Origin of the sequence: Myxococcus faecalis (assembly GCF_050039385.1) — a bacterium.
Classification (GTDB): domain Bacteria; phylum Myxococcota; class Myxococcia; order Myxococcales; family Myxococcaceae; genus Myxococcus; species Myxococcus fulvus.
Genome location: NZ_CP144336.1, coordinates 1301512 through 1321970 on the forward strand (window position 1 = coordinate 1301512; position 20459 = coordinate 1321970).

The 20459-nt window shown below is 72.2% G+C and carries 16 protein-coding genes; 9 read left to right on the forward strand and 7 right to left on the reverse strand.

The annotated features are described in order from the left end of the window. Positions 1 to 39: 39 nt before the first annotated feature. The 5 genes from VZQ01_RS04990 to VZQ01_RS05010 all read left to right on the forward strand — a co-directional run bounded on the left by VZQ01_RS04990 (position 40) and on the right by VZQ01_RS05010 (position 5755). On the forward strand, positions 40 to 1059 hold the full coding sequence (locus tag VZQ01_RS04990; RefSeq protein WP_426747019.1) for a serine/threonine-protein kinase: 1020 nt from the start codon (positions 40 to 42) through the stop codon (positions 1057 to 1059). A 39-nt stretch (positions 1060 to 1098) separates the two neighbouring features. Next, a complete protein-coding gene (locus tag VZQ01_RS04995; protein ID WP_267696950.1) occupies positions 1099 to 2091 on the forward strand; it encodes a vWA domain-containing protein in 993 nt (330 codons plus the stop codon). After that, complete coding sequence (locus VZQ01_RS05000; RefSeq protein ID WP_426747021.1) at positions 2088 to 3482, forward strand: adenylosuccinate synthetase; 1395 nt, start codon at positions 2088 to 2090, stop codon at positions 3480 to 3482. The genes VZQ01_RS04995 and VZQ01_RS05000 overlap by 4 nt, the downstream gene beginning before the upstream one ends. A 97-nt stretch (positions 3483 to 3579) precedes the next feature. Next, positions 3580 to 4446, forward strand: coding sequence for a VWA domain-containing protein (locus tag VZQ01_RS05005; RefSeq protein ID WP_223751282.1), 867 nt, complete (start codon positions 3580 to 3582; stop codon positions 4444 to 4446). A 58-nt stretch (positions 4447 to 4504) separates the two neighbouring features. Further along, on the forward strand, positions 4505 to 5755 hold the full coding sequence (locus tag VZQ01_RS05010; RefSeq protein ID WP_223785101.1) for a DEAD/DEAH box helicase: 1251 nt from the start codon (positions 4505 to 4507) through the stop codon (positions 5753 to 5755). Between the two features lie 177 nt (positions 5756 to 5932). Here VZQ01_RS05010 and VZQ01_RS05015 read toward each other — a convergent pair whose 3' ends face one another. Then, positions 5933 to 6811 carry an alpha-ketoglutarate-dependent dioxygenase AlkB gene (locus VZQ01_RS05015; RefSeq protein ID WP_223751280.1) on the reverse strand — a complete coding sequence of 293 codons (879 nt, stop codon included), beginning with the start codon at positions 6809 to 6811 and terminating at the stop codon, positions 5933 to 5935. A 98-nt stretch (positions 6812 to 6909) separates the two neighbouring features. On the opposite strand from VZQ01_RS05015, the gene VZQ01_RS05020 reads away from it, so the two are divergent. Genes VZQ01_RS05020 through VZQ01_RS05030 form a run of 3 tightly spaced genes read left to right on the forward strand, consistent with a single transcriptional unit; the run spans position 6910 to position 9955 of the window. Continuing rightward, entirely contained in the window at positions 6910 to 7395 is a 486-nt protein-coding gene (locus VZQ01_RS05020; RefSeq protein ID WP_141328153.1) for an RNA polymerase sigma factor, read from the forward strand. After that, the gene (locus tag VZQ01_RS05025; protein WP_426747023.1) at positions 7392 to 8141 is read left to right on the forward strand and encodes a hypothetical protein; all 750 of its coding nucleotides are present in this window, start codon (positions 7392 to 7394) and stop codon (positions 8139 to 8141) included. The genes VZQ01_RS05020 and VZQ01_RS05025 overlap by 4 nt, the downstream gene beginning before the upstream one ends. After that, positions 8141 to 9955: a caspase family protein gene (locus VZQ01_RS05030; RefSeq protein ID WP_267701099.1), complete on the forward strand. Its 1815-nt coding sequence runs from the start codon at positions 8141 to 8143 to the stop codon at positions 9953 to 9955. Before VZQ01_RS05025 ends, VZQ01_RS05030 begins: the two co-directional genes overlap by 1 nt. A gap of 88 nt (positions 9956 to 10043) precedes the next feature. Here the strand turns inward: VZQ01_RS05030 and VZQ01_RS05035 are convergent, their stop codons facing one another. The 5 genes from VZQ01_RS05035 to VZQ01_RS05055 form a co-directional block, all read right to left on the reverse strand. Then, positions 10044 to 11621 (reverse strand): LysM peptidoglycan-binding domain-containing protein, encoded by a 1578-nt coding sequence (locus VZQ01_RS05035; RefSeq protein ID WP_426747024.1) that lies wholly within the window; start codon positions 11619 to 11621, stop codon positions 10044 to 10046. Positions 11622 to 11888: 267 nt separating this feature from the next. Next, the gene (gene deoD, locus VZQ01_RS05040; protein ID WP_141328160.1) at positions 11889 to 12614 is read right to left on the reverse strand and encodes a purine-nucleoside phosphorylase; all 726 of its coding nucleotides are present in this window, start codon (positions 12612 to 12614) and stop codon (positions 11889 to 11891) included. A gap of 22 nt (positions 12615 to 12636) precedes the next feature. After that, positions 12637 to 16563 (reverse strand): coiled-coil domain-containing protein, encoded by a 3927-nt coding sequence (locus tag VZQ01_RS05045; RefSeq protein ID WP_223751277.1) that lies wholly within the window; start codon positions 16561 to 16563, stop codon positions 12637 to 12639. A gap of 35 nt (positions 16564 to 16598) precedes the next feature. Continuing rightward, positions 16599 to 17000: a TonB family protein gene (locus VZQ01_RS05050; protein ID WP_046712560.1), complete on the reverse strand. Its 402-nt coding sequence runs from the start codon at positions 16998 to 17000 to the stop codon at positions 16599 to 16601. A 313-nt stretch (positions 17001 to 17313) separates the two neighbouring features. Beyond that, positions 17314 to 18225 (reverse strand): hypothetical protein, encoded by a 912-nt coding sequence (locus tag VZQ01_RS05055; RefSeq protein ID WP_426747025.1) that lies wholly within the window; start codon positions 18223 to 18225, stop codon positions 17314 to 17316. Positions 18226 to 18478: 253 nt separating this feature from the next. Here VZQ01_RS05055 and VZQ01_RS05060 point away from each other — a divergent pair, with 253 nt between their 5' ends. Next, positions 18479 to 19150, forward strand: a complete 672-nt coding sequence (locus VZQ01_RS05060) for an abortive infection system antitoxin AbiGi family protein (protein WP_223785097.1) — start codon at positions 18479 to 18481, stop codon at positions 19148 to 19150. Between the two features lie 6 nt (positions 19151 to 19156). On the opposite strand, the gene VZQ01_RS05065 is transcribed toward VZQ01_RS05060, so the two are convergent. Next, on the reverse strand, positions 19157 to 20458 hold the full coding sequence (locus tag VZQ01_RS05065) for a hypothetical protein (RefSeq protein WP_426747026.1): 1302 nt from the start codon (positions 20456 to 20458) through the stop codon (positions 19157 to 19159). Position 20459 lies beyond the last annotated feature (1 nt).

The window sequence follows — 20459 nt, forward strand, 5'->3', positions numbered from 1 at the left end:
GGCACGGTATGCTGCCCCCGCATCGCATGAGGGGGTCGGATGGAGCTACAACTTCTGAAGTGTCCGGGCTGCGGCGCGAACCTACCGCCCCCCGCCTCGGCGAACGGCATCCTCACCTGCGCCTACTGCGGCGCGATGGTGTCCGCCAAGGGCGTGGCCGTCTGGCCCAAGCCCGCGCGTCCCGCGGATGACCCGCCCTTCGCTCCGGACCGGCCTCGCGTCACCGTGGCGGGCACGCGCTACGTGCTGCTCGGCCGCCTGGGCCAGGGGGACAGCTGCGACGTGTTCCTCGCGCGGCGCGACGCGCGCATCACGGAGATGGTGGTGCTGAAGGTCGCCCGCGCGCTGTCGGATGGAGACCTGGTCGCGCGGGAGTACGAAATCCTCGAGGAGCTCCAGGGCTCCAGCGCCCAGGGCGCCGAGCACTTCACGCGGCTGCTCCCCCAGCCCGTGGCGCGGGGCAAGGTGAAGGACCCGGTGGGCACCGCGCGCCCGGCGGCCGTGTATCGCTGGATGAGCGGCTTCCAGCACTCGCTGACGGAGCTGCGTCAGGTGTCTCCGGAGGGCATCGACCCGCGCGCGGCGGTGTGGATGTGGAAGCGCGCGCTGGAGGTGCTCGGCTTCGTGCACCGCGCGGGCTACGTCCACGGCGCGGTGCTGCCGCCCCACCTGCTCGTGCACCCCAGGGACCATGGCGTGATGCTGGTGGGCTGGTCCAATGCCACGCGGTACCACTCGACCCTGGCCCTGCCTTCCGCCAGCGTGGCCCACCCGGACTTCTACCCGGAGGCGCTGCTGGACGGCGCGACGCCCTCGCCCGCCACGGACCTGGCCATGCTCGCGCGCTGCCTCGCCTGGGTGCTCGGTGGGACGGCGGCGACGGGCCTGGCGCCATCGAAGGTGCCGGCGCCGCTCGTCGCGCTGCTGCGCGACCAGGCCCGGCTCCAGCGCGGCGCGAGCATCGATGCGTGGAGCGTGAAGGAAGAGGTGTCACGGGCGGCGCTCGAGGCCTTCGGTCCTCCGCGCTTCGTTCCCTTCACCCTGCCCGGGTGGCGTTGAGCGCGGCGGAACGCCGTGGCGTGGAAGGAGAGTCGAGCGATGGGTTACGGGAGCTACAGCAGCCAGGCGCACGAGGCGCTCATCCAGACCCGGGCGACCTTGTCCCGGCAGGTCCTCTTCCGGCAGGAGCGCTGCCATCCGTTGATGGACCCGCGCGGGGTGGACTGGCGCGAGAGTCGGGACAGCGAGGAGCATCCCCTCTCGCTGGGCATCGTCTTCGCGCTCGACGTGACGGGCTCCATGGGTGACATCCCGGAGCTGCTGGCGCGGCGCGGGCTGCCCAGCTTCATGCGGGCGCTGCTGGACGTGGGCGTGACGGACTCACAGGTGCTCTTCATGGCGGTGGGCGACGCGAACAGCGACCGCGCCCCGCTGCAGGTGGGCCAGTTCGAGTCCAACGAGCGACAGATGGACCAGTGGCTCACCTCGTCCTTCCTGGAAGGCGGCGGAGGCACGCCGGGCCACGAGTCGTATGAGCTGGCGATGTACTTCGCCGCGCGCCACACGGACCTGGACTGCTTCCGCAAGCGCAACCGCCGGGGCTACTTCTTCATGACGGGTGACGAGCGGCCCTACCCGTTCGTCTCGCACACGCAGGTGGCTTCGCTCATGGGGGACGGACTGGAGAAGGACCTGCCCGTGCAGCAGGTGGTGGACGAGCTCCAGCGCGCCTTCGAGCCCTTCTTCCTCATCCCCGGTCTGGCCCGCCGCCGCAACTGCGAGCGGTACTGGCGGGAGCTGCTCGGGGACCGCGTCATCTGTCTGGAGGAGCCCGGAGACTGCGTGGACGTGACCTCCAGTCTCGTCGGCCTGTGCGAGGGCGCCATCGCCGACATCGACGCGCTGGCCCGCCACCTGGAGCGCGAGGGCAGGGACCGCTCCCGACGCGGCGCCGTCATCCGCGCGCTCACGCCCTTCGCGGCCACGCTGGGACGCGACGGCACGCCTCAGCCGCGGCTGGAGGATGAGCACCTGCCCGTCGACGACGCCAGCTCCGGCCACCGGCGCATCGTCCCTCGCGACGGGCGATGAGCGCCTCGCGCGCGGCCCACATCGTCGTCGACCTGGGCTTCGGCGACGCGGGCAAGGGCACCCTCACGGACTGGCTGACGCGTCGGCATGACGCGCGGCTCGTGGTGCGCTTCAACGGCGGCGCGCAGGCGGGGCACAACGTCGTCACCGAGGACGGCCGACACCACACCTTCTCCCAGTTCGGCGCGGGCACCTTCGTGCCTGGCGTGTGGACGCACCTGGCGCACTCCACCGTCTTCCATCCGCTGGCCCTGCGCGTGGAGACCCGCTACCTCGCCGAGCGCGGTGTGCCGGAGGCCCTGTCGCGCGTGACGGTGAGCGAGCGGGCCCGCGTCATCACGCCGTTCCATCAAGCGGCGGGGCGGCTGCGGGAGCTGGCTCGGGGCGATGCGCGACATGGCACCTGCGGCGTGGGCGTGGGCGAGACGGTGCGCGATGCGCTCGCGCACCCCGAGGACACCGTGCTCGCGGGCGACCTGAGGGACGCGAGCGGACTCGTGCGCAAGGCCCGCGCGGCGCAGGAGCGCTTGCGAGGGGCGCTGGAGGAAGTGCTGCGCCTCACCGAGGGACTCTCCGACGCCGCGCCGGAGCGGGCCCTGTTGGAGGACTCCGGCGTGAGTGCCCGCTGGGCGGAGGCCGTGCGGAGCATCGAGCCTCTTCAGCGCGTCGTCGACGACGCATGGCTCGGGGCCCGGCTTCGCGCGGGCACCACGCTCTTCGAGGGCGCGCAGGGCGTGCTGCTGGACGAGTGGCGCGGCTTCCATCCCCACACCACCTGGAGCACGTGCACCTTCGAGCCCGCGCTGGCCCTGCTGCGCGAGCATGGCTTCGATGGCGAGGTGCACCGGCTGGGCGTGCTGCGCGCGTATGCCACGCGCCACGGAGAGGGCCCGTTCCCCACCGAGGACGCGAGCCTCGCGCCCTCTCTCCCCGAGCCGCACAATGGCGCCGACGGCTGGCAGGGTGGCTTTCGCGTGGGCGCCTTCGACGCGGTGCTCGGCCGCTATGCGCTCGAGGTCTGCGGTGGGGTGGATGCGCTCGCGGTGACGCACCTGGACCGGCTGACCTCGCGCTGGCCGGTGTGCGACGCATATCGCGCCGCGCCCGGGCAGGTCGGCTCCGGCGAGGACTCGACCCTGGTGCGTGAAGCGCCGGGTTCCGAGCGCATCACCGCGCTGCGTCCCAGTGACTCCGAGCGGGACCTCGACTGGCAGGCGCGCCTGACGCGGGCCCTGGCGCGCTGCGTGCCCGAGCGGAGGCCCCTGGAGCTGGGTGGGGCCCCGGAGGCTCGCGTCGAGCGCTTCCTCGGCTGGGTGGAAGCCGCCCTGGGCGCGCGCGTCACCGTGGCGTCCCGGGGGCCGACGGCCGGGGACAAGCAGCCCCGAGGCTGACGCCACCCTTGCCTCCGCGCTAGCGTCGCGGTGTCTCGAACGAGGGGGTCAAGCCAACATGGGGTACGGGTCCTACAGTCACGAAGCGCACAGGGCGATGACGGAGGCTCGCAGCGAGCTGCCGCCGCAAGAGGTGTTCAAGCAGCGCGCGTGTCATCCCAGGATGGACCCGTTCGGGGTGAAGTTCCGCGAGAGCCGGGACAGCGCGGCCCACCCGAACTCGCTCGCCGTCGTCATGTCGCTCGACGTGACGGGCTCCATGGGCAACATCCCCGAAATCCTGGCGCGCAAGACGTTCCCCTCGTTCATGAAGGACCTGATGGACGCGGGCATCGCGGACCCGCAGGTGCTCTTCATGGCCGTGGGTGACGCGGACTACGACAGGGCCCCGCTCCAGGTCGGCCAGTTCGAGTCCTCCGAGCAGCAGATGGACCAGTGGCTCACGTGGATGTTCCTGGAGCGCGGTGGCGGCGCGAACCCCTCCGAGTCCTACGAGCTGGGCATGTACTTCGCCGCCGAGCACACCGCGATGGACTGCTTCGAGAAGCGCGGCAAGAAGGGATACTTCTTCATGACGGGCGACGAGCCGCCCTCCGAGGAGGTGGCGGCGCGCCACGTGACGAAGCTCATCGGCGACTCGATGAAGGACAACCAGCCCATCTACCAGACGGTGAAGCGGCTGGAGCGGACGTTCCATCCGTTCTTCCTCATCCCGGACCAGCGCCGCCGAGGCTCTTGCGAGGAGATCTGGCGCATCGTCCTGGAGGACCGGGTCATCTGCATGGACGACGCCGCGGACACCTGCGACGTGGCCGCCGCGCTGGTGGCCCTCACCGAGCGCGCCGTGCCGCACCTGGACGCGCTGGGCAGGCGGCTCAGGGACGCCGGCAAGCCCGCCGAGCGGGTGAAGAGCGTCCTGCGGGCCGTGGAGCCCTGGGCCCAGAAGCTGCGCGACACGCCATAGGACAGTGCCGGCGTCAGGCCCTTTCCCACGGGGCCCGACGCCGTGATACCCCCAGGCCGTGAGTGATTCCTTCGAACGGCTCGGGTTGTCTCCGGACACGCTCGGCGCGCTGCGCCGGGTGCGCTTCACCCAGCCCACCCCCATCCAGGTCCAGGCCATCCCTCCCGCGCTCGCGGGCAAGGACGTCATCGGCTGCGCGGCCACGGGCACCGGCAAGACGGCCGCCTATGTGCTTCCCCTCGTCGAGCGCTTCGCGGGCCGGAAGGGCACGCTGGGGCTGGTGCTCGCCCCCACGCGGGAGCTGGTGCGGCAGATTGCCGAGCCGCTGGGCGTCTTCGCCGAGGCGCGCGGCCTGACGCACACCGTGGTCATCGGCGGCGAGGACATGTCCGCGCAGGTGGAGGCGCTGAAGGCCCATCCCACCTTCGTGCTCGCCACGCCGGGCCGGCTGGTGGACCTGCTGGAGACGGGCTCGGTGAGCCTGTACCGGATGGAGGGGCTGGTGCTCGACGAGGCGGACCGGATGCTCGACATGGGCTTCCTGCCCCAGCTGGAGCGCATCCTCGCCGCGCTGCCTCGCAAGCGGCAGACGCTGTTGTTCTCCGCGACGCTCGGCCCCGACGTGGGCAGGTTCGCGCGGGAGCGGCTGCACAAGCCGGTGCGCGTGGAGGTGACCCGCAGCGGGACTCCCGCCGAGCGGGCCGAGCAGCGGCTCTACATCGTGAAGCCGGAGGAGAAGTCGGCGCTGCTGCTCACGTTGCTCGCGGAGAGCGACTCGACGGCGCTCGTCTTCGCCAAGTCGAAGGAGCGCGCGGACAAGGTGCTGCGGCTGCTCCAGCGCGAGGGCCACAAGAGCGCGGTGCTGCACGCGGACCGGACGCAGAACCAGCGGCGCCAGGCGCTCGAGGGCTTCCGCGAGGGGACCTACCGGTGCCTGGTGGCGACGGACATCGCCGCGCGCGGCCTGGACGTGGAGGACGTGGGACAGGTCATCAACTACGACCTGCCGCACTCGCCCGAGGACTACGTGCACCGCATCGGCCGCACGGCGCGCGCGCAGGCCAGCGGCGTCGCGTCCACCTTCGCCACGTCGCGGGACAAGCACGTGGTGGCGGAGATCGAACGCATCATGCGCGGACAGATTCCCCGCGTCCCCGTGCCGCGCGAGGACCCCGTGTTCCAGGAGGCGTGGACGCGCTTCCTCGCGTCCCAGAAGGACCCCGGTCCTCCGCAGAAGGACTCGGGAGCGTCCCCCGGCAAGGAGCAGGGTCGCCACGCCCGGACCCACGGCAAGCGCAGGCCCCGCTGAGCGGCACCACCGCTCGAGCGTGCCCCCATCCGCCGCTCCGTCGCAGGAGGCCCTCGGAGTCCCCGGGCGCGCCTGCGTGGCGCTCGCCCTCCGCCGCGGGTGGCCCTCGGAGTCCCCGGGCGCGCCTGCGTGGCGCTCGCCCTGCCGCGCACGCGCGGCTTCGACGGCGCACGGCCTTCAGGGCGTGGCGGTCTGCTCCCGCGCCAGCTCCGCGCGGAAGAACGCGCTGCCCTCTGCCAGGGTGCGCATGTAGCCGCGCACGTCCTCGCGCGCCTCGGGCGACAGCTTGAAGAACGGCGTCACGTGCTCGTCGGGCACGTAGCGGAACGTCAGGTTGATGCGGCGCGTGCGGAAGTCCGGCAGCTTCGGCGCCAGGTCATGCCCCGCGCGCGTGTCCACCCGCTGCACCCGATGGAACGTCTCCTCCTTCCACCGCGTCCCGCCGAACAGCTCCAGCGCCCCGTCGTCCAGCCACTGCTCCAGCACCACCGCGTCCCGCTCACCGGGCCGAGAGGACGTCACGAACTGGATGAGCGCCCGCTCGCCGAAGGACAGCGACGCCACCGGGCCGGGCTCGAAGTCCTTGTGCTCGCCCACCCGCGCCGTGTCCACCCAGCGGTCCTCCTCCAGCCGGTTGCCGTAGAAGTTCACCAGACACGTATTGAGGTGCCAGCCCTTGGGCATGTCCGGCCCCCGGAACATGCGCCGCGCCAGCTCCTCGATCTTGGTCACCTGCCGCTGGAGCACCTCCGGGAACGGCTCCGCCTTCACGCACCGGTTCCAGACGCCCTTGGGCGGCCGGTAGTAGTCCAGGCACGCGAACTGCCAGTTGCCCAGCCAGTACACCGGTCGGAGCAGGCGCCGCTGCTGCTGCCCCGGCGGCGGCGGGAAGTGCTTCGAGAAGCGCTCCTCCCACAGCGGGTGCAGCCCTCCCAGCCAGGTCAGGATGGCCTCCTTGTCCAGGGCGGACAGGAAGCTCGCGTTGTAGTGGTGGCCGGGTGTGCGCTGGCGGGCCTTGTGCGCCAGCGAGGGGCCTCGACGGGGGGGGAGGGCCATGGGCGACCCCGTGGTACCACACCGGCCGCGTCCGGAGGGGCCCTTGCGCAATCCGCCCACCCCCGGTGTTGGTAGGGAGGCCGGATCGCGAAACCACCATGTCCGAAGACCGTCTCCACACGCTGTACCGCACCTACGGGCCCTCCCTGTACGCCCGCTGTCGCCAGATCCTGGGCGATGACGCCGCTGCGGCCGATGCGGCGCAGGAGACCTTCCTCCGGCTGCACCGCCAGCTGGACCGCGCCCCGGATGCCCAGCACGCCCTCGCGTGGATCTACCGCGTGGCCACCAACTACTGCCTCAACCAGGCCCGAGACAGGCGCCGCCGCGCGGTGCCCGTGGAGGAGCTGCCCGACGTGCCCGGCGTCGACAGCGAGCGCCTGCTGGAAGACCGGGACCTCGCCCGCCGCCTCATCACCACCGCGCCCCCCAAGGTGGCCGAGGTCGCCTGGCTCCACCTCGCCGACGGGATGACGCAGGAAGAGGTGGCCCAGCTCCTCGGAATCTCCCGTCGCACCGTCGTCAACCGGCTCGCAGACTTCCACCGGCACGCCCACGCGCTCGCCGGGAGGCCCCCCTCATGAACGCCCCCCCTCACGTCTCCAGCCTCAAGCTGGAGGCCCTCGCGATGGACGCGCTTCCCCCTCCGGAGCGCGCCACCACGCAGGCCCACCTGGACACCTGTCTCACCTGTCGCGCCCGCTCCGAGGAGCTCGCCTCCCACCGCCGGCACTTCACCGCCCACGTGCTCCCCCGCGCCCAGCTCCCCTCCCCGCGCGGGATGCCCTGGAGCGACTGGCGCTGGTGGGCTCCCGCGCTCGCGCTGGCCTCGGCGGTGGTGCTGCTGTTCGCGCTGGTCGCGGTGCCCTCGCCCCAGGAGCCCGAGCTCGCGGTGAAGGGCGGCGCGATGCTCCAGCTCTTCGCCCACCGGGGCGAGCGGACGTGGAAGGTGGAGGAAGGCGAGGCCCTGGCCCCAGGGGACCAGGTGCGCTTCGTCGTGGAGGGGCTGGGCCTGCCCTACGTGCTGGTGGTGTCGGTGGATGGCGCCGGACAGGTGAACACCTACTACCCCTTCGGTGGACATGAGAGCGTGCAGTTGCCGTCGCGGGGGTTGCCGGTGGAGATTCCGGGGAGCGTGGTGCTCGACAACGCCCCGGGACCCGAGCGACTGTTCGCGCTGTTCTCCCGCCAGCCCTTGTCGTTCGAGTCGGTCGCGCCGGCGCTGCGCGAGCTCTCCACCGGAGGCGCGGAAGTCATCCGGGACCGCAGGCGGTTGCCGGTCGCCGCGGGAGCACAAGCCACCTTCCTCTTCGAGAAGACCCAGCCGTGATGACCTCTCTGCGCTGCCTCGTCGTCGCCGCGGTGCTGTGCGCGTCCCTGCCCGTCGAGGCGGGGACCCGACGCATCGCCGTGTTGGTGGGCCACAACGTGGGCAGCGGGGAGCGGCCGCCCCTGCGCTACGCGGAGGCCGACGCCACGAAGCTCGCGGGCGTGCTGTCGGAGCTGGGGGACGTGGCGCCCTCGGACCTCATCATCCTGAAGGGTCAGGGGCTGGCGCCGGTGCGGTACGCGCTGGACGAGGCGGCTCGCAAGGTCGAGGCCCTGCGCCGTCAGCCGGACACGCGCGTGGTGCTGTTGTTCTATTTCTCCGGACACTCGGACGGCGTGGCGCTGGAGCTGGGCACGGAGCGACTGCTGTACTCGGAGCTGCGGCGCTGGCTGGACGCGACGCGCGCGGACGTGCGCCTGGCCATCGTCGACAGCTGCCGCAGCGGCGCCCTGCTGCGCTTCAAGGGAGGCCGCCCGGGTCCCTCGTTCGAGCTGCGGCTGACGGATGAGGTGCACAGCACCGGGCACGCGCTGCTGACGTCCAGCGCGGAGGACGAGCTGGCGCTGGAGTCGCGGGAGGTGGGCGGCTCGCTCTTCACGCACCATCTGGTGTCGGGGCTGCGCGGCGCGGCGGACTCGTCCGGAGACGGGCTGGTGACGTTGGCGGAGGCGTATCAATACGCGTATGCGCACACCGTCTCGTCCACCGCGGACGTGCTGACGGGCGCGCAGCATCCGGCGTACGACTACCGGCTGACGGGCAAGGGGGAGCTGGTGCTCACGCAGCTTCCGAGCCCGGGCACGGCGCTGGAGCTGCCGTCGGACTTCGAGCGCGCGCTGCTGTTGAAGCCGGGGCGAGGACAGGTGCTCGCGGAGCTGGGGCCGGGCGCGGTGCCTCGGCTCGCCGTGCCTCCGGGCGAGTACGAGCTGCGAGCGTGGCGAGCGGGACGGCAGCACGTGGGCGCGGTGAACGCCGCGGCCGGACAGGTCAGCAAGGTGCGCTGGGACGACCTGAAGCTGGCGCCGCCATCGCCCACCCTCGCCGGCCTCAAGGGGAGCCATCCGGTGCCCATCTCGCGCAAGGTGGTCATCGCGTCACCGGAGGAGTGGCAGTGGCTGGAGCCGACGCCTGAGGAGACACAGGCCCCACCCGAGGAGGCACCGCCACCGGAGCCGGACCCGACCCAGGAGCCGAGGCCCTGGGGCTCGGTGGAGCAACGTGTCGCCGCCGCCGCGCTGACCGAGAATCAGAACGCCCCCGAGCCCCTCGTGGCCCGCTCTCCCGAGCCGGTCACCGAGGGGCGCACGCTTGATTCGGCCCGCGCGTCTGCGCCGCTGGAGATCTCGCCGTATGTGCCCGCGACGCCCGGGGACCGGGAGCTGACGTTGACGGCGGGGATGCGCCACACGGTGGTGGACCCCGCGGGCGCGCTGCTGGCGTTCCGCGCGGAGCTGTCCAAGGCGCTGCAGGGACTGACGTTCGCGCTGGAGGTGGGCCAGGGGCCGCACGAGGAGAACCGTGAGTTCACCACGGGCCTGACGGTGGGCTATGCGCTCAAGAAGCGCTACCGCTACACGGAGCTGGCGCTGGGCGTCGAGGCGGGGTTGCAGGTGGTGGTGCAGACGGGGGACGGAGACTCGGGCTGGACGATGGGCCCGTCGGCCGCGCCCGTCGCGTCGTTCGCGCTGTACGTGGTGCCGCAGATGGCCGTGACGGTGGGCGGGCGCCTGCCGGTGGTCGTCGTCCGGCTGGATGAGCGGACCCAGTGGAAGTTCATCCCCGCCGCGGACGTGGGGCTGCGGATTCCGTTCTAGCGGAGACTGTCGGTCGCGAGTTGGCGACTCGAGCAGGGCTCACGTGGGGCCACCGCACTGGCCCCACGTCGAGGCACCTCGAACCGGCTCAGCGTCCGTGCGTGATTCCCACGGACGCACCTTCGGACGGCTCGCGCGCGGACGAAGGCATCACCGTCGGCCTCGGAGCGGCGGCGCCCGCGGGGGCCACCACGGCCCGAGCCGGCTCGACCGAGGCCGCGTTCATCGGCGTGACACCGGCCTGCACGGCGGCGGCGCTGTTCACGGACTCGGCACCCGCCTGCACCGCGGCGCTCGCCGGCGTGCCCGCCACCTGGCCCGCGGCGGCGTTCACCGACGTGCCCACCACCTGCACGGCGGCATTGCTCACGGACGCGGCACCGGCCTGCACGGCGGCGGCATTGCTCACGGACGCGGCACCGGCCTGCACGGCGGCGGCAGCGTTCATCGACTCGGCGCCCACCGCGGCGGGCTGCGCGGACGCGGTGGACTTCGCCACCTGCGTGCCCGGCGCCGGAGCCGGCACGGGCTTCGCGCAATCCGTCACGGCCTTCGCCTCGGTCGCCGCCACCGCGCCCACCGACGCGACCAGCGGGGCCTTCGGCTCGGGCGGCAGCATGCGCGGCGGCAACACGAAGGGCGGCGGCACGGGGCAGTGCGTGCACGGCCCTCGCAGCGGCACCGCCAGGCGCTGACCGGCGCGCAGGAAGCTGCCCTTCATCCGGTTCGCCTTGCGAATCAGCGCCACCGACGAGTTGTACCGAAGCGCGATGCCACCCAACGTGTCACCCGAGCGGATCCGGTGCGTCGTCACGTTGTGCTCGGGCTGCAGCGACAGCAACGGCTGCACCCGGCGCCCCAGTTCCTGCGCCTTCGGGTTGTGGAAGCGCAGGTGGAAATGGTCCCGGTGCCGACGCGCGTGCCGGATGATGCCCGCCGGGTGGAACAACGAATCCAGCCACGCCTTGTCCTCGCCCGCCGACAGCGCGTAGTCGTACAGGACCTTCTGCACGCGCTTGTCCACGAGGATGAGCTGGATGTCCGTCTTCGTCACCACCGCGCGGATGAACGCCCAGTTGAGCGGCACGTTGATGTACTTCTCGCGCTCGCGCTCACGGATGGGGTCCACCGTCGGGTAGTAGAAGCCGACGTCCACGTCGCGGCCGTTCTGGTGGCTCTTGTGGGGGCGCTTGTAGCCACCCTCCTTGTTGCTGATGCCGTTGACGCGGATGGGCGGCGCCTCCGGGAAGCGCGAGCGCACCTCCCGAATCGCGGTGATGAGGTAGTCGATGCTCTCCTGCGTGCCCCACGCGATCTCGGGCTGCACCACGAGCCAGTCGGCGCCCTCCCCCTTCGGGAACTGCACCGAGTTCACCAGCCGGCCACTGTGCGCGAAGCCCACCGCCATGGAGCCCAGCGACGCGATGTCGTCCTTCCAGCGCCGCGCCAGCTCCTCGTCGGAGATGTCCGCCGTGTACAGCGGCCCCGTGGGCACCTCGCCGCCCACCACCGGCGTCTCACCCTCGCCGTCGTCGCCCTCCCCCTCGCCGGCCTCCGCCGTCTCGTCCTCGCCCTCCAGGTCCTCCTCGGACAAGGAGCAGCCCTCGGCCGGAGCCTCCGCGGCGACAGGCACGGCGGCTGTCTCGACGGCGACCGGCGACGGCACGACCGCCGGCGGTGCCTCCTGACTCCCCTGCGTCAGTCCTTCTGAACGCACGGAGGCCAGGGCGGACTCGCCGCCAGAGTGGGGAACCACGCGCCCGGCACAGCCGGCGCAGACCAGAAGGAGCCAAAGGGGGTAACGCACCGGGGCGAAGGATTGCCCGAGATTCGTTCGAGCACAAAGCCCCTCCCCGGATTTTTTGGCGCCCTCCCGGCCCAGGGGGCCACCTGGAGTGGCCCCCACCACACTTGCCGAGCAGGAAGGGAGGCGTCAGGGGGCCGGCGGCGGGACCTTGAGCGCGACGTCAAGCGCCAGTTCGATCATCTCGTCGAACGTCGTCTGCCGGTCCTGGGGCGACAGGTGCTCCCCGGTCTGCAGGTGGTCCGACACCGTCAGCAGGCCCAGCGCGCGCGCACCGAACTCGGCCGCCACGCCGTACAGGCCCGCGACCTCCATCTCGATGGCGAGCACACCCATGCGCACCAGCGCGGCGTTGAGCTGCTCCTGGGGGTGGTAGAACAGGTCGGAGGTGAAGACGGAGCCCGCACGCACCGGCTTGTTGCGACGCTCGGCCGCCTCCACGGCCCAGCGGGCGAGCTCGAAGTCCGCCACGGCCGCGAAGTCATGGTCCAACAGCCGCATCCGGTTCACCTTGGAGTCGGTGCCCGCGCCGGTGGCCACGATGACGTCGCGCAGCTTCACGTCCGGACGCAGCGCGCCGCAGCTGCCCACGCGGATGAGCGTGCGGGCGCCGTACACCTTGATGAGCTCCGTGGCGTAGATGGAGATGGAGGGCACCCCCATGCCGTGCCCCATCACCGACAGGCGACGGCCCTGATAGGTGCCCGTGAAGCCGAACATGTTGCGCACGGAGGTGACGCCCCGGGCGTCCTCCAGGAAGCGCTCGGAGATGTAGCGAGCCCGGAGGGGGTCACCGGGCATCAGCACCACGTCGGCGAAGTCGCCGGGTGCGGCGGAGATATGAGGAGTTGCCATGGGCGCGCACCATAGCCCGGGATTACCAACTTGAGCTGCCGAAACCCGAGCCGCTCCCCGAAGAGCCGCCTCCGTAGGAAGAGCTGGAGAAGCCGGAGCCGCTGCTCGACGAGGAGGACGACGAGGACGAGGACCACGACGAAGAGGACGAGGAGGACGAGGACCACGACGATGCGCGGGAGCGCTCCTCCTCGCGGCGGCGCTCCTCCTCCGCCTCCACGATGGCGTCGGACGCGGCGCGGGAGGCCCTGCCCGCGGACTGCTCGGCCTCGACGTACAGGCCCCGGTCCAGCGAGCGCCGGGCCTCGTCGAGGTAGGAGCCTCCGGGCCGCCCCCGCCACGAGCTCGCCTGGAGCACCAGTTCGGCGGCGCCCGAGATGGCGTTGGCGGCCTGCTCGGCGGAGCGCAGCTCTCCGCGCAGGTCCGCCGTCCTGCGGGCCGCGTCGGCGGCGATGCGTCCGGCCAGCGTGTCGACCGCCGCCCAGTCGTTGTGGGGCTTGCCGAACTCCGCCTGGGCCTTGGACAGGTCCTTGCCCAGGGACAGGAGGGCATTGACCGCCACCACCGTCGCCCGGCTGTCGGCGATGCCGTCGTTGGCGGCCTGGCGGATCCACACGTCCGCCGAGGACACGGCCCGCTCCGCCGACGCCAGGCTGTCCTGGGCCTGCGCGTGCTGGGCCCTGTCCCGGGCGACGGACTGGCGCACCTGCTCCAATGACAGACACGCGGCGGCGAGCTTCTCTCCGGCGGCGAACGGGTCCGCGGGCCGCGCCTCCGTGGTCTGCACGGCCGCCTGGAGGAGCCCCTGGGCCGCGTCCCGAGCCTTCACGGTGGACCGCTTCACCCGGGCGTCGGAGACATCGGCGGTGCAGGCCGCGAGCAGGCCCCGGGCGGCCAGCAGGACGCCCGCGTTGTGCTCCTCCGCGGCCTGGAGTCGTCGCGCCTTCTCATCGACCTCCAGCAGACGGGCATGGCTGAGCGCGTGGAGGCGCTCCACCTGGCCCAGCAGGTCCGCGGAGGCGAGCAGCCGCGCCTCGGCGAAGGCCAGCTCCGCGGCCTTGAGCTTGCTCGCGGCGTCGAGGCGGTGCCGGACGACCTCCGTCAGGTTGTCCTGGACGGTGCCGTTGGCCTCGGGGTGCACGGGGTCCTCGGGGCGAAGGCGCAGCGCGGTGGGCCGGTAGCGCTTCAGCAGCGACTCGAGCAGCACGGTGCCCTCCGCCACCCGCGTCTCCAGTCGCCGGGCCTCTTCGCGACAGGCGTCCCGTCGGGAGGCGAAGGTCTTCCGGGCCTCGCGACTGCTCGCGATGATGGCGCGCACCTCGTCCACGCGGGCGAGCACGGCGTCCAGCGCCTCGCGCGCCGTCTCCAGCCGGCCCTCGGCGAGCGCCTCGCGCCCCGTGGCCAGCAGGTTCGTGCCGACCGAGTGCCGGTCCGTCGGGTTCGACTCCGGCTCGTTCAAGAGCGCCGACGCGGGCTTGTCCAGCTCACGCCCCAGCGCCTCGCGCGCCGACGCCGTCTCCTTCTGCGCGCGGCCGAGCTCGTCCTGTGCGCGCGCCGCGAGCGTCACCAGCTCGGAGGTCTCCGCCGCCTGGCCGGCCAGGGCCGTGAAGGACCGCGCCAGCACCGCGACCGAGTCCCCCGCGGGAGCCTGGAGCAGCGCCTGCGCCACCTCCTCCGTCGCCTCGCCCCGAGCCGCGAGCGCATCCTCCAGCCACCGACGCGACAGGCCCGCCTTCACCAGCGCCGCCCCCGCGCGCTCCACCGCGGGAGCCACCTGCCCCACGGCCGCCTCCATCACCGCCACGAGCGCCTCGGCGTCCTCCAGACGCCGTCCGCCCTCCGTCAGCGGTCCCTCCACCGCGGCCATCGGGTCCTTGGCCAGCAGCGGGCGCGCGGCCGCGACGAGCGTCTCCAGCGACGGCGCCACGAGCGCGACCACCTGCTTCACCCGGAGCACCTCCGCCCCGGGCGTCAGCGAGCGCAGCCGGGCGCAGAACGTCTCCAGCGCGTTCACCGCGTCCAGCGCGACCTGGGGGACACTCTCGAGGGCCTCCACGAGCCGCAGCCCCCGCTCCGCGTGGGAGTTGAACGCCTCCAGCAGGTCCAGGAACGAGAGCGAGAACGGCTGATAGCTCTTCACGTCTCCGATGAGTCGCTGGGCGTGCGAGCGCGGCCCGCGCAGGACGCCTTCCACGCCTTCATCCGGGTGGAAGACGATGGGCGCGTCGCGCAGCAGCTCGGTGACCTTCTCGTAGCGCGAGGTGCCCAGGTGCGCGCCCAGCCCGTGCAACGGGCCCGAGCCCGCGAGCAGGTCCTCGGCCCGGTGCAGCACCCGCGCGGCGGCCGTCACCAGCAGGAAGAGCTCGTCCACATTGGACGCGAGCTGCTGTCCCCGCTCGCGCGTGAGCCCCTCGAAGCGCCGCGCGATGTCGTCGCGGGACTTGCCCGCCACCAGGTGCGTGCGCTCCAGCAGGTCGAACAGCGCCTGGGTCTTCTCGTCGACGACGGTGCGGAAGCGCTCGTGTTGTTCGATGGCCGTGCGTCGGCTCGCGTTGCGACGACGGCGCGCCAGCACGCCCGCGAGCAGCAGCCCCGCGCCACCCGCCGTGGCCCCCGTGTCCCGCATCCGCCGGGCCTTCCGCGCCTTCTGGGTCTCCCGCTCCGCCCGCCGGAGCGCCTCTTCGCTCTCGTCCATCGCGTGGCGATGCAGCTGCGAGCGGGACTCGAACGTCTCGCGAGCCTTCTTCTGCGCGGCCCTCGCCCTCGTGAGCGCGTCCTGGACGGCCTCCGCGGTCGGCAGCGCCTCGAGGGCCTTGAGCGCCTCGTCGATCTCCACGAGCCGGCGCTCGTCCTTCTCGGCGGACGTCAGGGCCTCGGCGACCTTCACGCGAGCGGACTCGGCGGCGACGAGCGCGTCGCGATGGGACGGCGACATGTCGCGGACCGCGGCGTTGGCATTCTCCACCGCCGTGTCCAGCGCCTCCAGCTGCGGCTTCGCGAAGCCCGCGTAGCGGTGCCCGGGCAGGCTCTCCAGCGCGGCCTCCAGGACCTTCAATCGGTCGCTCGCGAGCCGATGGGACTCCATCGCCGCGCGCAGCCCCTCCAGGTCCGCGCGCAGCCCGTCATACAGGGACGTCGCCCTGGCGAGGTCCGCCTTCTCCGGCGGCGTGAGCAGCGCGAGCGCCTGGAGGAGCGTCTTGCCCGCGGCCTGGAGGTCGACGGCTGCCGCGGACAATCCCGGCGGTATCGCCGACCTGAAGACCGAGGCGCGACGCTCCTCGAGCCCGGGGAGCTCCTTCTGGAGCGCCACGAGACTCGCCCTCAGCGCCTCGATGCGACGGGTCCGCTCGAGCTCCTCCCTGTCCAGGGCGGCGCGCAGTTGGGTCTCGATGGAGTCGACGGTGTTCTTCACCGCGTCGATGAGGCGGCCGCCGTTGCGCATGGCCTCGACGGCGCGGGCGTCCAGCGAGCCTGCCCAGCGGTCCTCGCCCAGCCGGCGTTGGTCCTTGGTCTCCGAGGCGAAGTACGACAAGCGGCGCTCCGCCAGGGAGATCAACAGCACGGTGCCATCGGGCTCCCTCGTCCGGGGGTTCTTCAGCGCGCCGAAGCCCGTCCGGTTCGACAGGCCCTTGCCCAGCGCGTGCAGCGCGGCGTCGATGTCGCGGAAGGTCGTCCCCTCGGCGTCGACGTAGCGCTCCCCTTCCGCGTCCGACATCAACACCACGGTCCAGCGCGGCGCTTCCTCCGTGAGCCACGCCTCCAGGTCCTCGAGCTGGTCGTCGGTGACGCCGACGTCGCCCTTCACGTAGAGGTGCTGGGACTCCTTCCAGACGCCGATGACGCTGGTCGCGCTCGTGACGCGTCGAGGCGCACGGGCCGCCTCGACAGGCGGCGCGGCCAACAGGAACAGGACGACCACGAGGGCGAAGCGCGGCAACCCGAGGGTCATCGATGGCTCCGAAGCGATGCGACGTGGCTGGATGTTCAAGGAGAGGCGGTCCACTCGACGTGGAAGTGGGCATCCAACGTCGGCAGGACATAGTCCGCCGGCAGCGGCGCGAAAGGCGCTGCCTTCTGAACGGCCGACAGCGCGGCGGCGTCCCAGGCCTTGGAGCCGGACTCCACGCCCACGACCGCCGAGACGAGCTTGCCGTCCCGTCCAATCACCGCCTGGACCACCGCCTTGCGCCCCACGGCGGGCACGCTCTTGCGTCCTGGCTGCTTCCACTTGCCGGCGACCTGCGCATAGACCTTCTGCTGGTAGGCGACGTTCGTGAGGTCGGGCTGGAAGAAGGCCTGCAACCGGGGACCCGCGGCGGCGAGCGCCAGGGGCGCGACGACCAGCGTGAACAGGGCCACCAGAGACAGCGAGCGGGAGCGGAGCATGGCGGACCATCGTAGTCGCCACCGAGCGTCGCCGCACAAGGGGCTTCCTCCGGGACTCCGCGACTCGCCCGGGCTCCTTCTGGGATGGCGAGTCAGGGCAGGCTCATCGGTGCCGCGCCCGGTCATCGACGGAGGTGCCATGGCGAGCCCGCCTCGCGGAGCAAGCGCCGCGCCTCACCCGGCATCAGCGTGGGCGCCGGAGCTGGCCTCTCCGCCGAGGCGCCGAACCGCATCCGCCCCTCGACGTCGCCACCGAGTCTTCCTCGCGGCGGCGGACTCATCCCCCGCGCGACGCGAGGACGAAGCCCGTGAGTCAACGCCAGCGCTTCAGGGTGAGCGCGGTGAGCATGAGCGCGCCGCCCGCCCCCGCGACGACGGCGAGCGGCCGACGCAGGTGCTCCGACAACGCGGAGAGCACGCCCAGCGTCACGTCCCGGCTCGCGGCCCGTAGCGCGGAGCCCGGGTGTGCATCCCGCACCACCCCGCCCTGCCGCCGCAGCTCCTCCGACGCACCTCTCACCGTCGCCGCCGCCGTGCGCTCGGCCATCGCCGCCACGGCTCCGCCCAGATCCGTCCCCTCCCGCCGGGCCTTCAGCTCCAGCTCCAACTGCTCCACCACCGAGTGGACGAACCGCCGGCCCGCTCGCTCCAGCACCTCGTCGAGCCGCTCGGACCGTGCCTCCAACGCCTGGCTCAATCCCTCGATGAGCCCCTGCCCCGCGCGTGACGCCAGCTGCGCGGCCATGGGAGCCACCAGGTCCATGTCGTGCTCCAGCTCCTTCACCGCGCCCCGCACCGCCCCCGTCGCCATCGTCCGGGCCCGGGCGCCAGGCTTGCGCAGCTCCCTGCGGCGCAGCGCCTCCGTCTCCGCGGTGCGCTCGAGCCACCCGTTCATCCGCTCCACCAGCTCACGCGACAGCAGGTCCACGCCCGGCATCGAGCGCCGCAGCTCCTCCACCGCGCCCCGGACCGCGCTCTCCGCGAGCGTGTGCGTCCAGGCACCTGGCGCATGCTCGTTCGCCTCGTGCACCGTGCGAGCCAGCAGGAGCACCGTGTCCTGGATGAGCTCCTTCAGGGTGCCGTCGAGCGCCGGCAGCTCTTCCTGCAGCCCCTCGGTGGCGCCGCTCACCGCGCCGCTCGCCAGCCCGTGGGCGGCCAGCCGCTCCAGCGACAACGCGAGACGCCGCACCCGCTCCACTGGCGACAACCATCCTCCGTTGCGCATCGCTCGCTCTCCCGCTGACCGCTCCGTCGGCCACGTGCCTGGGAACGATTGCGACGCGCGCCGCTGCCCGACACCCCGAGCAGGCGACGAGGGCGGCGCACGGCGGTCCCCACCCATCGCGCATCGCCGGCAGGAGGGCAGACAGGCATCTGGGAGACATCTGCACTCGGGTTGCGCGCCCCACCCCGCTCCGGAACAGTACCGCGGGGGTAGGACGATGCTGGGCTATCAGGCGAATGCACAATGGCGGGACATGTCTGACTTCGTGGTGCACTTCACGAAGCCGGGCGCGCCATTCCATGACGCCTACCAGAACATGATGAACATCCTGGGCACGCGCACGCTCATCCCCGGAGCCCAGGGCTTCGGGCTCGCGCGCAAGGAGCCCCAGGTCGCGGAGCGTCACCGCGCGGTGTGCTTCAGCGAAATCCCCCTGGACCAGCTCGCCCGGCTCGTCCAGCGCCGCAGCCTGTACGGCATCGGCTTCCGCAAGAGCTTCATCCTCTCCCAGGGCGGAGGGCCCGTCTGGTACGTCCAGTACGCGTCGCCCGCGCACCTGTCCCTCAAGCACCAGGTGGACCAGGCCCTGGCGGCGCCGGACTCCAGGGCGCATCCCCTGTGGTCCATGACGCCCTTCGTGGACATCCAGGGTGACTCCCACAACGCGCCCTACAACTACCGCTTCGACTGGGAGCGGGAGTGGCGCGTCCCGGGCCTGTTGCGCTTCACCGAGTACGACGTGGCGGTGCTCTTCCTCCCGGAGGAGCTGCACGCGACGGCGCGCGGCTTCTTCGAGTGGGCCGTGCGCGAGAAGGCGGGCCCGGGCTACTTCTGCCCGTGCCTGGACCCGCTGTGGAACGCGCCGCGAATCGCCGAGGCGCTGGAGAAGCACGCGGAGGACTCCGCGCGCCTGCGTGCTGGCTAGGCCCGGCTATTCGAACACGGACAGCTCGCCCAGGGCCTGTATCTCTCCGGAGACCTGCGCCTCACCCGCGTGGTCGAAGCCCGCCGGTCGCAGCCGGACGTAGCGCACCGGTCCCACCGGCTCCAGCGGGCCCTCCAGGAAGTGCGGTCCCTGGGACCAGGAGAACCGCCCGTCGAAGGGGCTGTCCCACTGCGTCTGTTCGTTGTAGGCGCGCGGCCCCCTGCGGTTCAGGGGCGGCGGGACATAGTCCTTCGCGAAGTTGCGCAGCACGCCCATCCGCGTCCACTGCTCGGCGTCCAGGCTCCCCTCCACCACGAAGCCCAGGAAGTTGCCTTCCGCGCCGCGCACCACCGCGTGACGCAGGCTCCGAGGCTCCTCGAGCGTGAGCGTCAAGGCATCCACCGGCTTGAGGCCCAGCGCGACGCGCTCCAGCCTCCCGTCCGTCCAGGGACAGGCGCCCCTCGAAGGAGCGGGCTGGCACGTCGCGCCGCGGCTCACGGGCCGGAGCCCCGCGGGCGGCAGCGGAAGCTCCTCCGTCCGCCAGTCCACCCGGAAGACCAGCGGGCTGTGCTTGCCTCCCAGCGGGTAGAACATGAACTCGCCCAGGGAGTGGGCCCGCAGCATGACGGCGGGCTGGGCGAAGTCCTCCAGCACGAAGCGATTGGCGACCCACCCGGACGACGCCGCCCACACCCGGAACAGGGGCTGGCCGCCATCGACGATGAAGAGCGCGGGCTCCGGTGTGGTGGGCAGGTTCGGGATGACGTTTTGATTCTCGTCCGACGTCATGGCGTACTCGCCGGTGAGCGGCGGCACCGGCACCGGAGGAAGCGCGCCGAAGCTCACGACGGAGCCCTCCGCGCCCGACGAGACGGCGAGCTGTGAATCCCAGATGCGCAGCGTGGGCAGCTCCACGTCGTCATGGAAGATGAAGGACGCGAAGACACCCGCGCCCGTCTCGTCCCGCCACTGCGCCCGGAAGCGGAAGGGCTGGTGCAGGTCCGGGTCCGGCGAGTTGGCCGACTGCACGTCGCCGTAGCGCATCTCCAGGAAGAAGTCGCCGTAGCCGTCGGTGACGCCTTCTCCGGAGTGGATGAAGTCCGGCATGACGTACTCCACGTTCGCCTCGCCACGCGGCTCGTAGTGGGCCGTCCTCGCATAGGGCACCACGCCATCGGTGACGGACGAGCCGTCGCGCCGCTCCAATCGGCCGTACACGAAGATGGGGTCGTCCTGGAAGCGATCACACCCCGGCGCGAGCAGCAGCAGCACGGCGGACAACCCCAGACTCGGAAGAGATGGGCGCATC

What these genes read in the sequence shown, in the direction of transcription:
- VZQ01_RS04990 (WP_426747019.1), top strand. Translation starts at nt 40, where the DNA reads ATGGAGCTACAACTTCTGAAGTGTCCGGGCTGCGGCGCGAACCTACCG.
- VZQ01_RS04995 (WP_267696950.1), top strand. Translation starts at nt 1,099, where the DNA reads ATGGGTTACGGGAGCTACAGCAGCCAGGCGCACGAGGCGCTCATCCAG.
- VZQ01_RS05000 (WP_426747021.1), top strand. Translation starts at nt 2,088, where the DNA reads ATGAGCGCCTCGCGCGCGGCCCACATCGTCGTCGACCTGGGCTTCGGC.
- VZQ01_RS05005 (WP_223751282.1), top strand. Translation starts at nt 3,580, where the DNA reads ATGACGGAGGCTCGCAGCGAGCTGCCGCCGCAAGAGGTGTTCAAGCAG.
- VZQ01_RS05015 (WP_223751280.1), bottom strand. Translation starts at nt 6,811, where the DNA reads ATGGCCCTCCCCCCCCGTCGAGGCCCCTCGCTGGCGCACAAGGCCCGC.
- VZQ01_RS05020 (WP_141328153.1), top strand. Translation starts at nt 6,910, where the DNA reads ATGTCCGAAGACCGTCTCCACACGCTGTACCGCACCTACGGGCCCTCC.
- VZQ01_RS05025 (WP_426747023.1), top strand. Translation starts at nt 7,392, where the DNA reads ATGAACGCCCCCCCTCACGTCTCCAGCCTCAAGCTGGAGGCCCTCGCG.
- VZQ01_RS05030 (WP_267701099.1), top strand. Translation starts at nt 8,141, where the DNA reads ATGACCTCTCTGCGCTGCCTCGTCGTCGCCGCGGTGCTGTGCGCGTCC.
- deoD (WP_141328160.1), bottom strand. Translation starts at nt 12,614, where the DNA reads ATGGCAACTCCTCATATCTCCGCCGCACCCGGCGACTTCGCCGACGTG.
- VZQ01_RS05045 (WP_223751277.1), bottom strand. Translation starts at nt 16,563, where the DNA reads ATGACCCTCGGGTTGCCGCGCTTCGCCCTCGTGGTCGTCCTGTTCCTG.
- VZQ01_RS05050 (WP_046712560.1), bottom strand. Translation starts at nt 17,000, where the DNA reads ATGCTCCGCTCCCGCTCGCTGTCTCTGGTGGCCCTGTTCACGCTGGTC.
- VZQ01_RS05055 (WP_426747025.1), bottom strand. Translation starts at nt 18,225, where the DNA reads ATGCGCAACGGAGGATGGTTGTCGCCAGTGGAGCGGGTGCGGCGTCTC.
- VZQ01_RS05060 (WP_223785097.1), top strand. Translation starts at nt 18,479, where the DNA reads ATGTCTGACTTCGTGGTGCACTTCACGAAGCCGGGCGCGCCATTCCAT.
- VZQ01_RS05065 (WP_426747026.1), bottom strand. Translation starts at nt 20,458, where the DNA reads ATGCGCCCATCTCTTCCGAGTCTGGGGTTGTCCGCCGTGCTGCTGCTG.